The sequence below is a fragment of the Pseudoalteromonas sp. S408 genome (assembly GCF_005886645.1).
GTDB lineage: Bacteria > Pseudomonadota > Gammaproteobacteria > Enterobacterales > Alteromonadaceae > Pseudoalteromonas.
Map to the genome: position 1 here is coordinate 1 of NZ_PNDY01000027.1, position 19,075 is coordinate 19,075.

Annotated in this window: 18 protein-coding genes and 3 tRNA genes; 5 read left to right on the plus strand and 16 right to left on the minus strand. The window is 39.8% G+C overall.

All coding sequences use genetic code 11. The annotated features are described in order from the left end of the window. Window positions 1-109 precede the first annotated feature (109 nt). The 13 genes from CWB62_RS16175 to CWB62_RS16235 all read right to left on the minus strand — a co-directional run bounded on the left by CWB62_RS16175 (window position 110) and on the right by CWB62_RS16235 (window position 11,900). Window positions 110-182, minus strand: a tRNA-Lys gene (locus tag CWB62_RS16175). Window positions 183-243: 61 nt separating this feature from the next. Then, a tRNA-Lys gene (locus tag CWB62_RS16180) sits at window positions 244-319 on the minus strand. A gap of 171 nt (window positions 320-490) precedes the next feature. Further along, a complete protein-coding gene (ybgF, locus tag CWB62_RS16185; RefSeq protein ID WP_138528066.1) occupies window positions 491-1,240 on the minus strand; it encodes a tol-pal system protein YbgF in 750 nt (249 codons plus the stop codon). Window positions 1,241-1,253: 13 nt separating this feature from the next. Further along, window positions 1,254-1,796 carry a peptidoglycan-associated lipoprotein Pal gene (gene pal / locus CWB62_RS16190; protein WP_138528068.1) on the minus strand — a complete coding sequence of 181 codons (543 nt, stop codon included), beginning with the start codon at window positions 1,794-1,796 and terminating at the stop codon, window positions 1,254-1,256. Window positions 1,797-1,830: 34 nt separating this feature from the next. After that, window positions 1,831-3,189 (minus strand): Tol-Pal system beta propeller repeat protein TolB, encoded by a 1,359-nt coding sequence (tolB, locus tag CWB62_RS16195; protein ID WP_138528071.1) that lies wholly within the window; start codon window positions 3,187-3,189, stop codon window positions 1,831-1,833. 9 nt (window positions 3,190-3,198) lie between these two features. Then, window positions 3,199-4,125, minus strand: a complete 927-nt coding sequence (gene tolA / locus CWB62_RS16200) for a cell envelope integrity protein TolA (RefSeq protein WP_138528073.1) — start codon at window positions 4,123-4,125, stop codon at window positions 3,199-3,201. A gap of 4 nt (window positions 4,126-4,129) precedes the next feature. After that, a complete protein-coding gene (tolR, locus tag CWB62_RS16205; protein WP_138528075.1) occupies window positions 4,130-4,558 on the minus strand; it encodes a protein TolR in 429 nt (142 codons plus the stop codon). After that, window positions 4,545-5,249, minus strand: coding sequence for a protein TolQ (gene tolQ, locus CWB62_RS16210; RefSeq protein WP_138528077.1), 705 nt, complete (start codon window positions 5,247-5,249; stop codon window positions 4,545-4,547). The genes tolR and tolQ overlap by 14 nt, the downstream gene beginning before the upstream one ends. A 1,156-nt stretch (window positions 5,250-6,405) precedes the next feature. Further along, entirely contained in the window at window positions 6,406-7,413 is a 1,008-nt protein-coding gene (gene ruvB, locus CWB62_RS16215) for a Holliday junction branch migration DNA helicase RuvB (RefSeq protein ID WP_058404864.1), read from the minus strand. Between the two features lie 7 nt (window positions 7,414-7,420). Then, complete coding sequence (ruvA, locus tag CWB62_RS16220) at window positions 7,421-8,038, minus strand: Holliday junction branch migration protein RuvA (protein ID WP_138528079.1); 618 nt, start codon at window positions 8,036-8,038, stop codon at window positions 7,421-7,423. Window positions 8,039-8,040: 2 nt separating this feature from the next. Next, entirely contained in the window at window positions 8,041-8,565 is a 525-nt protein-coding gene (gene ruvC, locus CWB62_RS16225; RefSeq protein ID WP_008131991.1) for a crossover junction endodeoxyribonuclease RuvC, read from the minus strand. 130 nt (window positions 8,566-8,695) lie between these two features. Beyond that, window positions 8,696-11,197: an ABC transporter permease gene (locus tag CWB62_RS16230; RefSeq protein ID WP_138528082.1), complete on the minus strand. Its 2,502-nt coding sequence runs from the start codon at window positions 11,195-11,197 to the stop codon at window positions 8,696-8,698. Further along, window positions 11,187-11,900 carry an ABC transporter ATP-binding protein gene (locus CWB62_RS16235; protein ID WP_058404876.1) on the minus strand — a complete coding sequence of 238 codons (714 nt, stop codon included), beginning with the start codon at window positions 11,898-11,900 and terminating at the stop codon, window positions 11,187-11,189. Before CWB62_RS16235 ends, CWB62_RS16230 begins: the two co-directional genes overlap by 11 nt. Between CWB62_RS16235 and CWB62_RS16240 the strand changes: the two genes are divergently transcribed. The 3 genes from CWB62_RS16240 (at window position 11,901) to CWB62_RS16250 (ending at window position 13,820) form a co-directional block, all read left to right on the plus strand. Next, window positions 11,901-12,524: an arylesterase gene (locus CWB62_RS16240; protein ID WP_058404861.1), complete on the plus strand. Its 624-nt coding sequence runs from the start codon at window positions 11,901-11,903 to the stop codon at window positions 12,522-12,524. It abuts the gene before it with no gap. Between the two features lie 111 nt (window positions 12,525-12,635). Next, window positions 12,636-12,712: transfer RNA gene (locus CWB62_RS16245), tRNA-Pro, on the plus strand. A 523-nt stretch (window positions 12,713-13,235) separates the two neighbouring features. Next, window positions 13,236-13,820 (plus strand): hypothetical protein, encoded by a 585-nt coding sequence (locus tag CWB62_RS16250; protein WP_058404860.1) that lies wholly within the window; start codon window positions 13,236-13,238, stop codon window positions 13,818-13,820. A 146-nt stretch (window positions 13,821-13,966) separates the two neighbouring features. Here CWB62_RS16250 and CWB62_RS16255 read toward each other — a convergent pair whose 3' ends face one another. Both CWB62_RS16255 and CWB62_RS16260 read right to left on the minus strand, forming a co-directional pair. Further along, window positions 13,967-14,215, minus strand: a complete 249-nt coding sequence (locus tag CWB62_RS16255; protein WP_008132014.1) for a hypothetical protein — start codon at window positions 14,213-14,215, stop codon at window positions 13,967-13,969. Between the two features lie 104 nt (window positions 14,216-14,319). After that, window positions 14,320-15,957 carry a type 1 glutamine amidotransferase family protein gene (locus tag CWB62_RS16260; protein ID WP_058404859.1) on the minus strand — a complete coding sequence of 546 codons (1,638 nt, stop codon included), beginning with the start codon at window positions 15,955-15,957 and terminating at the stop codon, window positions 14,320-14,322. Window positions 15,958-16,199: 242 nt separating this feature from the next. On the opposite strand from CWB62_RS16260, the gene CWB62_RS16265 reads away from it, so the two are divergent. Beyond that, on the plus strand, window positions 16,200-17,111 hold the full coding sequence (locus CWB62_RS16265) for a M14 family metallopeptidase (protein ID WP_058404858.1): 912 nt from the start codon (window positions 16,200-16,202) through the stop codon (window positions 17,109-17,111). Between the two features lie 85 nt (window positions 17,112-17,196). Continuing rightward, window positions 17,197-17,634: a hypothetical protein gene (locus tag CWB62_RS16270; protein WP_058404857.1), complete on the plus strand. Its 438-nt coding sequence runs from the start codon at window positions 17,197-17,199 to the stop codon at window positions 17,632-17,634. 28 nt (window positions 17,635-17,662) lie between these two features. Here CWB62_RS16270 and ccoG read toward each other — a convergent pair whose 3' ends face one another. After that, entirely contained in the window at window positions 17,663-19,042 is a 1,380-nt protein-coding gene (ccoG, locus tag CWB62_RS16275; protein ID WP_138528084.1) for a cytochrome c oxidase accessory protein CcoG, read from the minus strand. Window positions 19,043-19,075 lie beyond the last annotated feature (33 nt).

Consider the following 19,075-nt stretch of genomic DNA (forward strand, 5'->3'; position numbering starts at 1 on the left):
CCCACCCCCCACCCCCCCCCCCCCCACCCAACTGTTTTTATGCCCCGCGAATACCCTAAAGCAAAATTCGCGCAGCGACTCGAGTCCCCTCCGGGGGCTCTTCCCATCTTGGGTCATGATGGATTCGAACCATCGACCAATTGATTAAAAGTCAACTGCTCTACCAACTGAGCTAATGACCCGCTCTATTTTTTACAACTTTGAATACTACGTAAATCCGCCGATAAAAGACCATTTTAAAAATGGTGGGTCATGATGGATTCGAACCATCGACCAATTGATTAAAAGTCAACTGCTCTACCAACTGAGCTAATGACCCGCTCTTTTTGCAACATTTTGAGTGGGGTAACCATTCGTTTGCTGCGGGCGCTTATAATACTTATTTATAAAATGAGTGCAACCGAAATTGTCTCTTTTTTTAAGTTTTTATGCCTAGTTGACCAATTTTAGACCGCTTATGACAAAAAGCAGTCTAATCAAGCTGATTCAATTAATTAGATAGGCGATCTGTGGCTAATTTTGCAGCCGTTGTACTTGGATACTGTGTAACAAGTTCGTTAAGTATTTTTAACGATTCATCTCTTGCTCCTTGCTCTTTTAAAAGCGTACCTAACTTTAACATAGCATCTGGGCGTTTGTTTGAATTTGGAAACTCGTTCACAACGACTCTGAAGTGATCAACCGCTTTAATTCCATCGTTTTTAATTGTTAATAATTGACCTAACCAATAATGTGCGTTTGACGCATATACAGACTCTGGATAGGTTGTTAAAAACGTTTGAAATTCTGGAATAGCTTGATCGTAGCGTTTATCTTTCATTATAAGAGCTACAGCACGCTCGTAAGCCTCGTTCTCAGACAAATCACTGCTGTATGCTTGTGAATCATTAGGTTGTGCGTAGTCGGTCGCAGGCACAGCCGTAGGTTGAGAGTAAGCTTGGCTAACGCGGTTTTCAATCTCTTGATAAAGCTCACGCTGACGCTGAAGTACTTTTTCCAGTTTATAGCTTTGCTCTTCCGTCACACCACGAATTTGACTTACTTCATCTTGGAGTAAATTAAGTTGCTGTTGTAACTCGGCTTGCAAGAAATTACGCGATTGCATCATACTTTCTAACGACGCTAAGCGCTTCTCAATACTTGACTGTGAACTCGCAGCTTCTGAAACAGGAGCGGGAGCAGCCCATAACTGGGTGCTCCCGCTCAATATCATTGCTGCCAAAATAATTTTCGGCTTCATAATATCTCTTATCTTAGTAAACTAATACCGCACGGCGGTTTTTAGCGAAAGCTGATTCAGTGCGTGATTTAACCATTGGCTTTTCTTCACCGTAACTCACTACTGACATTTGGCTTGCTGATACACCCAGGCTTAGAAGGTATTTTTCAACTGACTGACCACGGTTTTCACCCAGTGCAATATTGTACTCTGGCGTGCCACGCTCATCGGCATGACCTTCAATTAATACTTTTACCGATGGATTTTTTACTAAAAAGTCAGCATGTGCGCGAAGTAAATCTGCATATTTGCTTTCAATTGTCGCTTTATCAAAATCAAAGTAGATTACTTGCTCTTGACGAAGTGCTTCGTATTTTTGACGAAGTTGTTCTTCAGCACGTTCTTCAGGAGAAATAGTTGCTACTTCAACTGTATCGTTGCTTGTTGTTTGCTCAACAGCCGTTTGATTAGATTGGTTTGCAGCACCTTCGTCGAAACCTGAAGACGAGCTACAAGCTGCCAATGTCATTACTGGCACAGCAATTAGCAGGCCTTTAAGTATTTTATTAAGTTGCATTGAGTAGATTCCTATTTTGAGTAAACCAGTAACATTACTGTAAATATGGCGACCAAGCTGGTGCCTTTACTTGTCCGTCTAGCACAGGTAATCGTGCTTTAAAGCGGCCGTCCATCGATACTAACGCCAGTACCTGTTTGTTATTATGGAGCGTGCTGTATATTATCATCGAGCCGTTTGGCGCTATACTCGGTGATTCATCTAGGCGAGTTCTTGTTAAAACTTGAAACGCGCCAGAAGCTAGCTCTTTTTTAGCAAGATGGTAGCTACCGTTCGTACGATTAACCATCACTAATTCTTTACTGTCAGGCGTAACTGACCCTGCAAGATTCATATCGCCATCAAACGTTAGGCGTTTAGATCTGCCAGTTTTTAAATTTAACTTATAAATCTGAGCATTACCACCCCTTTCCGAGGTAAACACTATATCTTGCCCATTTGGGTACCAAGATGGTTCAGTATCTATGCTACGGTGGTTTGTTAAGCGGGTTTCTTTACGTGTTGCTAGGTTTAACAAGTAAATCTCTGTTGCACCTGTTTTATCTTTTGAAAGTACCAGTAAAAGCTCTTTACCGTCAGGTGAAAACTGCGGTGCACCGTTAATCCCACGATAGCTAGCTACAACTTCTCGCTTGCCTGTATATAAATCTTGGATATATATTTGGCTTTGGCGATTTTCAAACGTTACGTAGGCAAGCTTTGTACCATCTGGCGACCACGCAGGCGACATTAACGGCTCTTTGGAGCGCAAAAGCACTTGTTCGTTAAATCCATCGTAATCGGCAACAACGAGTTGGTAAGGCTTATCGTCTTCATCACGTACTATTACATAAGCAATTTTAGTTAAAAATGCCCCCTTTTCGCCTGTCAGCTTTTCGTAAATCACATCACTTATGCGGTGTGAGTAGCGGCGAAACCCACTTTCTGAAATGACGCTTTCTCTGGCCTCTAAAATGTGATCTTGGCTTTTTACTAATTGCCCATTAGACATCATTTGCGTATTGCCACCCGTTATTTGACCACGAATTACATCTACTAATTCGTAACGGACCAAATAACGACCATCGGTTTGTTGTTCAACCTGCCCAACTAGAACGGCCTCAACCCCTTTATTAACCCATGCAGCGTAATCAATTGCTTTGTCTTCACTTGGTTGTTGTGGCATTTGCGTAACGTCAACCGGCTTAAACTTACCGCTTCGAACTAAATCAGCTGCAATCACATCACTTAGCTTTTGCGGTATTGGGCCTATTCCGGTGTATTTAAATGGCACAATAGCAATAGGCCTTGCACCGTCTACACCTTCAGTAATTACTATTTCAAGTGCAGCATTTGCGATGCCTTGAAACCCTAGTAGCAATACTACACAGGCTACTTTTAGTTTATTGAACATATCATTCCTTTAAAATTCTGGCTTGATTGTTAGGTTAATATTTTTTAGTTGGTCAAACACGTCTCTATCTTTCGATACAGGTAATGTGTCAGCCATTCGTACCGCTCTGAGCGCTGCTTCACATACTAGCTTATCACCACCTAAAGACTTAACTTGCGTAACTAAACCATTAAAGCCAAGGCGGATATTAACTCGACATTGTTGGTTTTTCATTTTTTCATCAATTAACAAGTTTTGTTGAATGCGCGCCATAATCAAAGCTCGGTATTTGTCAACTTCACTTGCCACTTGTTGCTGGCGTATTTTACTACGGGCAGCCTGCTCTTTAGCAAGTTGTTCTTGTAATATTTGTTCTTGTAATGCTTGCTGGCGCTTACGTTCAGCCTCGGCTGCGCGCTCTTTAGCCTCTTGCTCACGCTTCACACGTTCAGCTTCTGCCTTTTTAAGTGCTTCTTCTTCAAGCTTGCGCTTATCTGCCGCCGCTTTAGCTGCTTTTTCGGCCTCTTGCTTTTGCTTTTCTGCTTGCTTAGCTTTAGCACGCTCTTTTTGCTCTATCTCACGCGCTTTTTTAGCTTGTGCTTCGGCTTGTGCCTTTTCTTTCTCTTTGGCCTTGCGTTCACGTTCAAGCTTTTTGATATTTCGAGCCTCAGATTCACGTTGCTTGCGAGCCTCTGCAGCTCGGCGTTCTAAATCTCGTATACGCTTGTCTTCAGCACGCTTTTTATCTTTTTCTTTTTTTTGTAGCTCAGCAATTTTTTGCTCAACCATTTTTTGATCAACCGTTACCGCCGAAACCGCTTTTTCGGGGTCTGGTAAGGCCGTATTTAACGTCACTTCCATTACTTTAGGGGTTGGTGTATGAATGTTAGCTGACGCATACAACAAACCGCCCAAACCTAGATGCAATACCACCGACTTTACTAATGCACTACTCATTCAGTTAATTCCCCTCAAAGGACTCAGTCATCAATCCTACTGACGGCACACCTGCGTTTTTCAAAAAATCCATTAGTAATAGCACTTCTTGATACGAAACCTTGCCAGAACCTTTGATCATTACCGGTACATCTGGGTTTTTCATTAATTGCAATTTAATCACTGCTGCTACATCAAGCGCTTCCATTGGCTCTTCTGGGTCGGTACCTACGCTAACGTAATAATTACCTTCAGCATCAATTGACGCAATAATCGGCGGCGTGTCTTTAGTATCAACTAAATCAGATTCTTCCATTTTTGGTAAATCTACTTTAACACCATGAGTGATAAGTGGCGCAGTCGCCATGAAAATAATCAACAGCACCAACATTACATCTATGTATGGTACTACATTGATTTCTGCAACGGGGCGACGCTTTTTACGATGATACATTCGCTTGTGCCTCTATTTGTGTAGCTGCTTGACGGTGCAAAATATTAGCAAACTCTTCCATAAAGTTAATGTAATGAGACTCAAGTTTTTCAACACTATTAGAAAAACGGTTATAGGCGATTACAGCAGGAATTGCAGCAAACAAACCCATTGCCGTAGCAATTAGAGCCTCTGCGATACCTGGAGCAACCATTTGCAATGTAGCTTGTTTTACTTCGCCCAATGCAATAAAAGCATTCATAATGCCCCACACAGTGCCGAATAAACCAATGTAAGGACTTATAGAGCCAACTGTTGCTAAAAACGACAAGCTTGTTTCAATTTTTTCAATTTCACGTGAAAGCGCAACACGCATCGAGCGATGTGTACCTTCCATAACAATACTGGCGCTTTGAAATGTATTTTTTTTATGGCGAGAAAACTCTTTAAAACCAGCTGTAAATAACGCCTCAATACCATGAGACTGAGCACTACGAGATGAAATTTCGTTGTATAGTTTACTTAAATCAATGCCTGACCAAAACTTTTGCTCAAACTTTTTAGCATTTGAAAGCGCATCAGAAATCGCTTTTTTACGTTGAAAAATAATAGCCCACGACATAACTGACATAGCTACTAGCCCTAACATTACTAATTGTACAAGCAAACTGGCTTCTAAAATTAGATCCAAAAAATTAAGCCCTGATCCCACATTAAACTCCTAAATAGTATCAAAATACGTCAATTGTAATGATTTGTGCAATTATGACCGCAACACAGGTCATTTAGTTGCATCTAGTGTATCGAGTCAATTTAAAACTAACAACGATATTGCTATGAATAGCCAACAAAAAACGTTAAAAATCGGCGATGTAGTTCATTTTTTACGCCTAGTTACGTAAAAGCTTATTTAAATAATATCAATGCCTACATTAAACTGAGTAATTATATAAATAAACATCATAAAACACCGCATTTATTCAAAATCAATGCATAAACACGCAAAACTACATTCATATTACCAGCCAGAATACTAAAACTAATACCGAACAATAATACAAAATTATACTTAAGCACCATATTTCATTAACTTATAAAATAAATGATTATTTAAAAAACAAATTACAAACTACAATAAAACTAAAAGCATTAATTTTTTTAATCCGAAAAAACAAATTTTCTAGTTTGAACAATTTTTGGATATTCCGTATTATTATCACATACCGAGCTAGCGCACTAAATGAAATTGTTTCATTAGGTCCTGTTCTAATTAATATGATTTTTAATCGTATTACAGTGTTTTACTCTATTTGGATAAAACCTAACAGTGTAAAACATGGTTCCCCCAGATTACTTCCTTTAACTTGTTGTTAGCCCGCATTATTTGCGGGCTTTTTTTTACCTGAAATTTGGTTTAGTCCAAAAACTTTACTGCTTCGCGAAATGTTGTTTATTAAACACTCAATTTCACGTTAAAATTAGGCGCTTATAGTCGGCGTTAACAATATTTAACTTTATGAAATGCACAATAGCCACATATGCCTTAACGCCCTGTGAATTGTTGGTTAACCTGAACTCTGGATAATAAATCTATCTCAAGCAGCTATTTTCTGCGCAAACGTCGTTGAAGTTACGCGTCAATAGCCTAGCTATTGACGCGTAAATCCGCCTTGTTTTTACTAAAAATCTCTGGCTAGAGAAAATAAATTTAAATATCAAGATGATTCAATACGTTATCAAATCTCTTAACCAAAGTTCAGGCTAGTTAATGATAAAGCGAAGCACTTCTGGTAGCTAAAATGCGTTATAAAAGGAAGTTCTCTTGCTAAAAGTAATTTTTAGCAAGAGTTTAGGAGAGGTTTTTAAAATTAGTCTTTTTTAGGTAACAAGCCAAAATGATGGTACGCATTGTCAGACACAATTCGACCGCGCGGTGTTCGCTGAATAAACCCTTGCTGAATTAAAAACGGTTCAATAACATCTTCAATGGTTTCACGCTCCTCACCAATTGCAGCAGCTAAATTATCGAGCCCTACTGGACCCCCCATAAACTTTTCAATAATAGCAAGTAGGTATTTACGGTCCATGTAATCAAAACCGCTTTTATCTACGTCAATCATGTCAAGCGCTTGTTGCGCAACCTCTGCGTTTACAGTGCCGTCGGATTTGACTTGCGTATAGTCTCGCACTCGGCGTAATAAGCGGTTAGCAATACGTGGGGTGCCCCGCGATCTTTTCGCTATTTCACTTGCGCCATCGTCACACATTTCTAAATCAAGATAATGGGCTGAACGGCCAACAATGTGGGATAAATCTTCGACTGAATAAAATTCTAAGCGCTGCACTATGCCAAAGCGGTCACGGAGTGGCGACGTAAGTGACCCTGCACGAGTTGTAGCCCCAATTAACGTAAACGGTGGTAAATCTAACTTTATAGAGCGCGCAGCAGGGCCTTCACCTATCATTATATCAAGTTGATAATCTTCCATTGCAGGGTAAAGTATTTCTTCAACTTGCGGGCTTAGCCTATGTATCTCATCGATAAACAGCACATCACCTTCTTCAAGATTAGTAAGTAGTGCCGCTAAATCGCCTGCTTTTTCAAGTACAGGCCCTGAGGTGGTTTTAATATTTACGTTTAACTCGTTTGCGACAATATTAGCTAAGGTGGTTTTACCTAAACCCGGCGGTCCAAATATTAATAAATGGTCAAGCGCCTCGTCGCGGCTGCGTGCAGCTTCAATAAATATTTCCATTTGCTGCTTAACATGCGGCTGACCTCGGTAATCAGCCAACAGCTTTGGCCTAATTGCTCGGTCAATCGAGTCTTCGTTTGTTTTTTCAGTCGCATCAATTAAGCGATCCGCTTCAATCATGGGTTACTCACAACATCGATTTTAAAGATTCTTTTATAAGAACCTCTGTAGACATATCTGGTTTACTGACCGATTTTACCGCCTTTTGCGCCTGAGGCAATTTATAACCTAACGCAACAAGTGCCGATACCGCATCATCGGCTGCATTATTAGCGACTAATGTATCACTATGGGGTTCTATTACTGCACTGTCGCTAAACGGTGTAAATAAATCATTGCCCCAGTCTTTTAAACGGTCTTTCATTTCAAGCACTAAACGCTCAGCGGTTTTTTTACCCACGCCCGGTAATTTCACCAGCGATGTGGCATCTTCATTATTTACACAACTGACGAACTGCTGCGCCGACATCCCCGATAAAATAGCGAGCCCGAGTTTTGGCCCTACCCCGTTTGCTTTTAAAAGCTCTCTGAATAATGCGCGTTCTGTTTTATTGTTAAAACCAAACAATAACTGCGCATCTTCACGAACTACAAAATGAGTATAAACAATCGCGTTTTCACCCACTTTTGGTAAGTCGTAAAAACAGGTCATTGGCATTTGTACTTCATAACCCACACCGCTTACTTCAAGTAAGATTTCGGGAGGTTGTTTTTCAACTAAAATACCATTTAAGCGGCCGATCATTGTTATTTCCTTAAGCGTCCTCTAACGGTTTTGCTTGCGCTACCCGCTAGTTTGATTAAATTTTGTTCTGAGTGTGCATGGCAAATAGCAATTGCTAATGCATCTGCAGCATCGGCTTGGGGTGTACCCGGTAATTTTAAGATATTTTTTACCATATGTTGTACTTGGCTTTTGTCTGCACCGCCGTTACCTACCACGGCTTGTTTAATTTGCCTTGCTGAATATTCAAACACAGGTAAATCTGCCATTGCAGCACCTACAATGGCCGCACCACGAGCTTGGCCAAGTTTTAACGCTGAATCGGGGTTATGAGCCATAAACACTTTTTCGATAGCAAACGTTTCAGGCGAAAACTGCTCTACAAGCTGAGTTATGCCCTGATAAATCATTTTAAGGCGAACCGGAAAAGGATGATCGGCTAATTTTATACACCCACTGCCCAAATAAGTAAATTTAGCGCCTTGGTGGGCAACTACACCGTAACCAGTCAAACGCGATCCAGGGTCGATCCCTAAAATAATGGCCAAGTAACATTCTCGTTATTTTTATTGTAAATTAGGCTAATAATGCCAGAGCACTGTATAAAATACCAGTACCAAGCAAAAACAAAAATGCTCGCATATAAAGCGAGCATTTTTAAAACAAAATTAACTAGTTTTACCCCAAAGCGCGTACTAGTCCTTGGGTATTTTGTTTAAGGGTACGGGCAATCATTAAATAACCTAACCCTGCTACAAATAAACCACCAGCAAGCGGGCCTATAATCCATATATGTGGATGAAGCTTGCCCGAAAGTTCAAACATTTGTTGCTGCACAATTAACAGTGCTAAATCGCTAAAGAATGCAGCAACTAAACCAGCTAATCCGCCTAATAATAAAAACTCGTACAAGGTCGCATTTTTAATTAAACGGCTTTTAGCGCCTAATGTTCGCAGAATTACAATTTCTTGCATCCGTTCACCCAAGCTCGCTTGTACTTGCGAAATAAGTACTAGCGCACCACATAAAACAACAATGGCAAGTACAAAACCAATCGCGAGTGAAACTTGAGATATGGTGGTTTGTATTTGCTTTACAAAGTTATCTACATCGATTGCTGTAATTGTTGGGTAGGTACGTAATAGTTGGCTAAAGTCACGCTTTTGCTCAGGTTCTATCCTAACCGACGAAATATACGTTGCCGGAAAATCTTTAAGTACATCTGGGCTGAGTATAATAAAGAAGTTAGGTTTAAGCGTTGCCCAATTCACAGTACGAACGCTGGTAATTTTAGCATCAAACGACTGCGCGCCAATTAAAAAGGTAAGCGTGTCGCCTATTTCAACATCAAGGCGCTCTAACATTGACTCTTCAATTGATGCTTCAGCCACTGCGTTTTCACCAAACCACTCGCCTTGTATTATTTCGTTTTGAGCTGGTACATCTTTAAGCCATGTTAAATTTAGCTCACGGCCAATACCTGAACGCGCTTCCTCGTCTTTTTTCTCATTGTCTTGAAGAGAGACCTCACGAGCAACCAACTCGCCATTTACCGCATTGACCCGCCCTCGAATCGTTGGGTAGAAGTCAGACACTAAAATGTCTTTTTCAGCGAGGTAGTTATTAATTGGCTCAAGATCGTTTTGTGTAATATTAACTAAAAATGCATTTGGCGCATCGCTGGGTAATTGCGACTGCCAATCGGCAATCATGTCATTTTTAAGCACAACTAAAAACAGAAGCAGTTTAATGGCTAACGAAAAGCTAATAAGTTGAACAGCATTTACATTGGCGCGTTTTTGAATAGACGCAATGGCCAACGACCAACTATTACCTGGTTTTAAACCCAGTATTCGGCCACCACCAAAAATAAGCTTCGATATTAAAAACAACACGCCAATTAAGGTAAGTGTGGTTATAAATAAGATAAGCGTTATTTTTATATTGTTACTAAATAACCACATTAACAAAAACACGGTCAATGCACTCATACCCAAATGCACACGGCTTACCGCTAATTTGTCGCCTAAGTTACGGCGCAACACCCTAAGCGGCGGAATATCGAACAAGTCAAACAAAGGTTTAATAGAAAACATAACGGCGCAAATTACACCCGTGCTAATTGCCACAAGCCAAGGTTTAAACCCCCCCATGGGTAATTCTGTGCCCATACTTTTTGATAAGTACCCCGTCGCTATTTCTTGCAAGCCGTAACCAATTAGCAAACCGATGCTTACTGCCATTGCACAGACAAGCAATAAATGAAGCATATAAATTTTTCGGATCATTGAGCGGCTACCGCCCAATGTTTTCATCATTGCAACAGGGTCGTATTGACGCTCGCAATAACGTTTAGCTGATACAGCAATAGCCACTGCAGCTAAAATGATACCGAGTAAACCCGCCAACAATAAAAAGCTCTCTGCTCGATTTAAACTATTAGAAATAGGTGATTGGCGGTCTTTTACGCCATACCATTGTTGGTTTTCTTTCATTTGTGGTTTTAACCAGTCATAAAAGCTGTTTATGTCGTCTTCACTACCTGCATAAAGCTGGCGGTAAAAAACACGACTTCCAGGTTGAACGACCTCAGTTTTGGGCACATCTGCAATATTTATTAAAACACGGCGGCTACTTGAGAACACATTAAATGGCGCATCGGGCTCTTCTACTATAACTTTTTCAACATTGAATAACGCCGCACCTAGCTCAACTTGCGAACCAACATCAATATTGAGCGAGTAAAAAACAGACTCACTAAGCCATACGTTACCTGGCCTTGGGCCAGCATTTGCAATAATCGTTTCACCCGTTAATGTATTTTTTACCTTAAGCTGCCCTTTCAACGGGTATGCATTTGACGCAGCTTTTACTGAACTAAATTGCATCTCGTCGTCAGCAAATAACATGGTGTCGAAGTACACCATTTGCGCGGTTTGTAAATTTTGACTTTTGGCTTGCTCAATAAAAGCGGTATCAATAGCATGGCTACTTGCAAGAACTCGGTCGGCGGCAATAAATGCACTGCTTTTTTGGGCGATGCTTTGTGCTATTCGCTCTGTAACCATAGACAACGTGAGTACTGTTAATACCGCCAAAGCAATCGCTGCACTAATTACTGTTAGCTCACCTCTGCGAAATTCTCGCGCAAATAATTTAAGCGCTAATTTAGCCCACATCTGCAACGTCCTCGACTTCGCTTTTAACAAGCAACCCTGCTTCTATCTGGATAATATGCTCACATTTTTGAGCGAGTCCTTCATCGTGCGTCACTAAAATGAGCGTTGTACCGTGTTGAGAATTTAAGTCGAACAACAGCGACTCAATCATTTTTCCGTTTTTACTGTCTAGGTTCGCTGAAGGCTCATCAGCAAATAAAATTTTGGGTGTCCCAATAAAAGCACGTGCAATAGCAACACGCTGTTGCTCACCACCCGAAAGCTGAGAAGGGTAATGATCTGTTCGATGGCTTAGGCCTACTTTTTCAAGCAAAGCAAGTGCCTGCTCCTTAGCATCACTTTTTCCCGCTAATTCAGCAGGTAACATTACGTTTTCGAGAGCGGTTAAGCTTTGCACCAACATAAAAGACTGAAATACAAAACCAATTTTAGCGGCACGAAGTGCTGCACGTGCTTCCTCATCTAAATTATGTAGCGGCTCACCGTCTAAAAATATTTCGCCATTACTCGCAGTGTCTAAGCCTGCCAGTAAACTTAATAAGGTAGATTTACCTGACCCGGACGTACCAACAATAGCAACAGACTCACCATGCTTGACATTAAAGCTGATGTCGCTGAGGATGGGCAACTCACCTTCAAAGGTAGTTACTATTTTAGACAAACCATTAACTTGAATTATATTTAATTGAGAAAGCGCTGACATATGACTCATTCAATCCTACGTTTAGTATTCATTTTATTTTTAGTTATCAAACCGCAGAGTGCGGCAGCCGACAACACGATTTTAATACTCGGTGACAGTTTAAGCGCAGCCTATGGCCTTCAACAAGAGCAAGGCTGGGTAAAATTGTTACAAGATAAGTACAATGACGAGCAAGCCGACATTGCACTTGTAAACGCCAGCATTAGTGGCGAAACCTCTGGTGGTGCATTGCGCCGTTTAGATGCATTACTTACTCAATACCAACCAACTCATGTGCTTATAGAGCTTGGTGCAAACGACGGTCTTCGCGGCTTTCCGGTAAACAAAATGCAGGCTAACTTAACTGAACTTATACAAAAAAGCCAAGCAGCTAATGCAATGACCGCACTGATGGAAATTTACATTCCACCTAATTATGGTCCCCGCTACAGTAAAATGTTTACAGATAGTTTTAGCCAAATCAGCGAAGAAACTAATACGCACTTACTAAACTTTTTTATGCTCAATATCGCCGATAAACCAGAGCTAATGCAAAACGATGGGCTACACCCTAACAAAAAAGCTCAGCCGTTGATACGAGATGAGATGTACGACTCGATCAAAACTTGGTTAAATAAAGACTAGCTTAAATAACCAAACTTAAGTGAGCTTTTTAGCTCACTTGCCTAATAAACACTCAAACAAACAATCGCTTATTGATTTTTAAAAAAATACACGTACTATTGCACTCAACGTCGGTATGTAGCGCAGCCTGGTAGCGCACTGTCATGGGGTGGCAGGGGTCGAGAGTTCGAATCTCTCCATACCGACCAATTCATAACTCCCTCTTTTAGTTTATAAAATAGTCACCAACAGGTATTCACCTGAAGATTAAACACACACTCTACTTTTTAAAAAATATATTTAGTTAAAAGGCATTCTAAACAACAGTTTAAAAACGGCCTATTACGTCTAAAACCCAGACTTTATGCTTTCCTCGCCTGCTTGATAGGTCAAAGTATTTTAAAAGCCACCTTAAAAATCGATATTTTGCTAGACGCAAATTGCCAACTTAATAAACCTGCAAAATAATAAACCTCTTCTTGATTTAAAAAGCGCATTGGAGGCACTAAATCTTACTTTAAATAAGTTGCTATTCGCTTTTAACTAATTTGAATGACAATGAACGCTCTCAATTTTAAAAATGTAACAAGCACAGCTAATGCCAAACATTTACCTTACCTAAAATCCACACAAAACCTTTAACTATAGTAAAGAAAACAAATAACGCTGCACACTTATTGAGCATTTTGTTTAATTAACATATTATGGGGTTTTATTTTTACGGTGTTGAACATGGACTTTTCAGCTGAAGAATTAAACTTTATCTCTGACTTATTTAAGCCAGAAGATCAGGAAGTAAAACCAAATCACAAGCTTACTTTACAAAGTAGTGTACCCGCAGGCATTGCGCACCTATTGAGCAACGCAAGCTTAACGCTATTAGCAAAAGTTGCGCACTATCAATTATGGTTTCCGCTTGATTTAAAAATAGATCCCTCTGGGGTTATTAACCCTGTATTAAGTGCGCCTGAAGTCATTGATACTAAAGGCACACAGCGTAGTTGGCGTTGGAGCCAACTCAATATAAAGAGCGAGGGTTTTTATATTGAGTCTATATCTAGCACTGGCATATTTTTAAAACCTCTGAAAGATAACAGTCGCTTAGGTAGTATGAAAAATGTGCAGTTTACACTGCCAAACGAAGAGTATATTTCAATTGATATAGAGCCTATTAGGCAAAATAAGTCAGGAATGGCTGCAAAAATTACGCGTATTAATAGCGGAAAAGAGCAGTTAAGAACCTATCTATTTGAAGAGCATAAACGCCAATACTCGGCACTTTATGAAAATGGTAAATTAGTTAACGAAATACGTTGATATGTAAGTTATGCAGTAAATGTCTATATTTATTTCGTCTAAGTCGGTTTCTTAATTTTTATATTTTTTAGCCTTGCTTGATGTTTCAACTCATTTTAATTTTGGCAAAAAAAAGCGCTGTACAGCGCTTATTGATTTATATTTGATTAGTGTTTGGGCTTTACACCGTTACGTACCATATCTTGCCCATTAGTAAATACATCTTCGGTGATACCGCGGGCCAATAGTAGTTGCTGTTTATCATCAAATACGGCAATAAAACGGGTACCGTCTGAGTTTTTAGTCGCCATACCTACACCCGATACCCCTTTTAACCCATAGCCACCACTTTCTATTTCGAGTAAAAAAGCTTCTAAGTCTGCTAAGTTGTCGATTACATCACTTTCGTTATTCATGTTAAAACTCTTTCTATCTCTCTTTGCTTTTAGCAAAGTGGTTATACGTTATATCGGTTATTTTATAGAGCTGGTACTTAAAATCCAAATATTTAATACTCAGACTAAAACGATTCGACCACCAGCAATAAATTACTCACAGCGCAGCCGAACTGTTTGGTGCTTATTCGGTCGTAGCGTGTATCAGCATTTGCGTTCAAGCTAATTAAGAACTCATCTTGCTGAGCAACTGCGCTTTGCTCTTGGGCAAGGCACATGGCTTGGGTAAGAGACCGTAATTTTGCATCCGTTAATATGCTCCCAAAACGCTGAACTGGTAAAGGCGGTATTTTTATTGAGGGCAATTTTTTCCCCAATGTGCGCTCGCTCAAAGTAAATGAGTTATTGCTAACATCAATCACACTGCCAGCAGGCCAGTATGAATAACGGTATTCCTGAAGTTTTGAATTTGTATTTTGCTCAGGGATATGCACGGCAATCTTTGTTGTCTCGGGAGTTAAATAGACCACACCATTTTCACCTACGACCGTCATTAGATTACCTTCAGGCGATTTTATGGCGACCAAAGCGGTATTCTCGTCTACACCAAAACCATACTGTGATGTAGCTTTACTGTTGCTTAAAGTGTCAATCATCATGGCCAATTTAAAAGTGTTGTTTTGCTCACTAAAGTGCGTACTTAACACACCATAATTAAACGTTGCTAAGCCCTTTTTAGTGGTCAGGGTTTCCCCTTTTAGTACGTTTGTAATCGTTGCGTTTTCATTTGTAATTAAGCTATTACCTTGTATGGCGCTCCCCTCTCCTATTCCCACAATAACCGGGCTTGTTATAAGTGAATTTGTCCATGGGTAAGGATCGTTTTCATCATTAAATAAAACGCTATGCAATAACGCAGCATCGCCGCTATGGTACATAACCCCCGTACTGTTTTTTATTAATGTGGTTAATGCAACTACTCCACTTTTACACAAGCTGTATTCGGTTTGAGTTTGCGAAGGATACATTGACTCTCGGTTATACACTTGCATAGTGCTGTTTCTTAGTAAAGGCAGTTGAGCGCACCGACCTGTGGTTATTGCCTTTGCTAGTGCAGGCGTTAATGCAAGCCACTTGGCACTTATTTCTGACTCTGCCAAAAAAGATGTTGCCAGTTCAGCATACGCGTAGGGATCACGACGCGCCGCAGTAATGACAAGCATGGTCGGTTTAGCGCTATTTACTTTTAGGCTACCCGTAATAAATTGTAAAATATCATTATTTTTATATCGTGGAGTCTTAATTGCTTTACTATTTATTTTGTTATCATTTTTACCTTCTGACACTTCGAGCATATCGAACACATAATTGTATTCATGCACTGACAATCGTTGTAATTGCTCGTTATTTACGTCACGCCACTGCCACAGTAAGTTTTGCTTTGAAACATGTTCGGTTCCATTTTTGTATAATTGGCTCAGCACTTCCAGTGTTGCTTTTTTATTATTAAGATTACTTGTTGGCCAATGTTGTGCTACCTGCTCTATTTTATTAACCGTGAGCGAGTATATATTGCGAATTGTATTTTTAACCTGCTCACAACTATTAGACGAACCACCTGCGCACATTTTTGGTTCTGAACCCAATAATATTAGAGTTTGACTTTGTTGTTGAGCGGCTAAATTAAGCGAAAATACAGCGCTTATTAGTGTAATAAGCGATGTTAATAGCATGTGTTTATTCAATAAAATTTGGTTGCTCATAGTAATAACCTTAAAAGTGGCAAAAAAGCGCTGCAAGCTTATCAGTTTATTGGCTTAGGCTAAATACCTCGTTAATATAACTAATCGTGTATTTAATTCGCTTTTCTCTATTACAGCTTTGGGTAAGTTTTTTTAGGACGTAACTCAATTATGTCGATATATCGCATTAACTTGCAGGCTATTTTAGTCAGCGTTAAGCTAGCGCTTTATTTAATTAAATATTGATATTCCAAGGCTTTATAATGACTGACAGCACATACCCAATTGGCACACCCGGTACTAAATGGAACGACAGCGACAAAGCACAATGGCTAGCAGGGCAAGTTATAAAGCGTAGCTATCAAGATGAAGTGCTAACGCTAATAAATGAGCTTAAAGGCACATTAACTGTTGAGCAATACGGTGAGCTTAATTACAACGATGGCTGTTATCCATTGTACGCACTACAAACACCTAATTTTGATGATGCCAAACCAACGGTTTTAATTACCGGTGGCGTGCATGGCTACGAAACTAGTGGCGTGCATGGCGCGCTTAGATTTGCAAAAACCTCTGCTTTAAATCACTCACATCATTTTAATATAGTTATTGCTCCCTGTATTAGCCCTTGGGGGTATGAAACAATTAACCGCTGGAACCCAAACGCAATAGATCCTAACCGCTCGTTTTATGACAATAGCCCAGCACACGAGTCGGCTGCGGTAATGGCCTATGTAAAATCATTAAATCTTGATTTACTGGCACACATTGATTTACACGAGACAACCAATACTGACAACAGTGAATTTAGGCCAGCGCTTGCAGCACGTGAAGGCACAACTAATACAAATTGGAATATTCCTGATGGGTTTTATTTAGTTGCCGACAGTAAAAAACCAGAGCCAGAATTTCAAAAAGTGATTATTGAGGGCGTTGCAAAGGTTACGCATATTGCACCAAGCGATGAAAACAATGCATTAATTGGCGTACCGCAGGAACAATTTGGTGTTATCAACTATGCTGCGCGCGAATTAGGTTTATGTATGGGCTTTACCGATGCACCTTTTGTAACAACAACAGAAGTATACCCAGATAGCCCTAGCGCAAACAGTGAGCAATGTATTTTAGCGCAAGTGGCTGTTATAAACAGCGCGCTAAACTATTTAAATAAGTAGAGCTAGTTTTTTGTTGCTACGTTAATTAAATGTGTGATTTATTGAGCGTAGCAAAAATTTAATAAAAAATAATAGAGAGCACACATTGAAATTGGATAAAAATAAACACCATGATTTTTCATTAAATAATGACTATGGCAACGTTAATTTTTCTGTTGATAACAACATCATTGTTGCAGAGTTTTCAGGAAGCATCGATACAGATTTATTGAGCACTTTTGGTGAAAGACTCATTAGCACTACAACTCAGTTTAATAGCAAGCCTTGGGGCTACATTAGTGATTCAAGGAACGTATTAGCAGCGACGCCTGAAGCTGAGCTATTACTCACTAAAATTGGCCAAAAAATGCAATCTGCAAATTGCATTATTAGCGCTTTTGTAATGACATCTGCTATTGCTATAAGCCAAATGTCACGAGTTCTGCAAAGTGTTGGCAGAGATAGCTCTAAATGTATTTTTAGTGATATTACAAGTGCAAAGCAATATGTTAGTGAACACCTTAAAAACAGCCAAGCGGATTAATCACTTAATCAACTTGGCGATTAATTACTTAGTTTTTATAAAACTGACTCTCTTTGGTAATGGTAATACTCGCATCCTCCTGCGCAGTAACTACAAATCGTAATTTACTCACTTTTTGTTTAATGTCGTATCCATCTGCAGTCACTGTTACCGGTATCCTTTTCATTAAACCGGGTTGTACAAGCGTAAGCTCAGGACTTTGAAGTGTTGCGCTTGGTAATCCTTCAATAGCAATAGTGTAATGCATAGATTGCTGTGTTTTATTTATAATGGTCAGTGTGTATGGGTTTTCGACTAAGCCCTCATAGTTTACTCTGTAAAGTGCATTTCTATCACGAAGTACAGAGGCCTCTATGGGTGTGCGCTGCACCATCCATGCAAACATAGATATAATAAGCAATGTAGTCAAAGCACCATAACCTACCAGTTTTAGCCTAAATGGGTTGGTTTTTTTACCCTCCATTTGTTTTTCGCTAGCGTATTTAATTAACCCTTTGTCGTATCCAAACTTGGTCATTGTGTCGTCACAAGCATCAATGCATAAACCACAATTTATACATTCATATTGCAAACCATTTCTAATATCAATACCCGCTGGGCACACTTCAACACATAAATTACAATCTACACAATCACCTAAATTTAGTGACTTTGGATCGGCTTTACGCTTACGTGGCCCGCGGCTTTCTCCTCGCTCTGCATCATAAGTAACCACTAGGGTATCTTTATCAAACATCACTGACTGAAAACGTGAATACGGGCATGCTATTGTGCACATTTTTTCTCTTAAAAACCCAGCATTGCCGTACGTACACCCTGCGAAAAAAAGCACCCAAAAGGTGGTAATGCCAGACCAATCAAATGTAAGCATCTCTAAATATAAACTTTTAGCCGGAATGAAATAAGCCATAAAAGAGGTCGCCGTTAAAACAGAAATAACTACCCACGCGATGTGTTTAGTTATTTTTTTACGCCATGTGCTTAATGTCCATTGTGTCTTATCAAGTTTTATACGTTGATTGCGTGTCCCTTCTATACGTTGCTCAACCCAGGTAAACATCAACATCCATATTGTTTGCGGACAAGTATAACCACACCAAACTCGACCTAGCCAGTTAGTGACAAAGAATAATGCAAATGCTCCCACCATAAAAAGCATCGCTAAAATCATAAAGTCTTGAGGAAGAAGTGTTAAGCCGAATATAGTAAAGGTTTGTGTGGCTACATCTAACAGTACAGCCTGCTGCCCGTTATATTGAATCCATGGAATGGCAATAAACGTTAGCATTAGTAACCAGCCTAAATTGCGGCGTATTCGTTGGAAAAAGCCTTTTTGCTCGCGAATATAAATAGGCCCTGAGTTATAGGGCTTAATGATCATATCTTCTTCTTTAATATCAAACTTCATTTTGCTTACTTAATTATGACGGATGTTAATTAA

What these genes read in the sequence shown, in the direction of transcription:
- ybgF (WP_138528066.1), bottom strand. Translation starts at nt 1,240, where the DNA reads ATGAAGCCGAAAATTATTTTGGCAGCAATGATATTGAGCGGGAGCACC.
- CWB62_RS16235 (WP_058404876.1), bottom strand. Translation starts at nt 11,900, where the DNA reads ATGTCAGCGCTTTCTCAATTAAATATAATTCAAGTTAATGGTTTGTCT.
- tolB (WP_138528071.1), bottom strand. Translation starts at nt 3,189, where the DNA reads ATGTTCAATAAACTAAAAGTAGCCTGTGTAGTATTGCTACTAGGGTTT.
- pal (WP_138528068.1), bottom strand. Translation starts at nt 1,796, where the DNA reads ATGCAACTTAATAAAATACTTAAAGGCCTGCTAATTGCTGTGCCAGTA.
- CWB62_RS16255 (WP_008132014.1), bottom strand. Translation starts at nt 14,215, where the DNA reads ATGAATAACGAAAGTGATGTAATCGACAACTTAGCAGACTTAGAAGCT.
- CWB62_RS16240 (WP_058404861.1), top strand. Translation starts at nt 11,901, where the DNA reads ATGACTCATTCAATCCTACGTTTAGTATTCATTTTATTTTTAGTTATC.
- CWB62_RS16250 (WP_058404860.1), top strand. Translation starts at nt 13,236, where the DNA reads ATGGACTTTTCAGCTGAAGAATTAAACTTTATCTCTGACTTATTTAAG.
- CWB62_RS16230 (WP_138528082.1), bottom strand. Translation starts at nt 11,197, where the DNA reads ATGTGGGCTAAATTAGCGCTTAAATTATTTGCGCGAGAATTTCGCAGA.
- tolA (WP_138528073.1), bottom strand. Translation starts at nt 4,125, where the DNA reads ATGAGTAGTGCATTAGTAAAGTCGGTGGTATTGCATCTAGGTTTGGGC.
- CWB62_RS16265 (WP_058404858.1), top strand. Translation starts at nt 16,200, where the DNA reads ATGACTGACAGCACATACCCAATTGGCACACCCGGTACTAAATGGAAC.
- ruvB (WP_058404864.1), bottom strand. Translation starts at nt 7,413, where the DNA reads ATGATTGAAGCGGATCGCTTAATTGATGCGACTGAAAAAACAAACGAA.
- ccoG (WP_138528084.1), bottom strand. Translation starts at nt 19,042, where the DNA reads ATGAAGTTTGATATTAAAGAAGAAGATATGATCATTAAGCCCTATAAC.
- CWB62_RS16260 (WP_058404859.1), bottom strand. Translation starts at nt 15,957, where the DNA reads ATGAGCAACCAAATTTTATTGAATAAACACATGCTATTAACATCGCTT.
- ruvA (WP_138528079.1), bottom strand. Translation starts at nt 8,038, where the DNA reads ATGATCGGCCGCTTAAATGGTATTTTAGTTGAAAAACAACCTCCCGAA.
- tolR (WP_138528075.1), bottom strand. Translation starts at nt 4,558, where the DNA reads ATGTATCATCGTAAAAAGCGTCGCCCCGTTGCAGAAATCAATGTAGTA.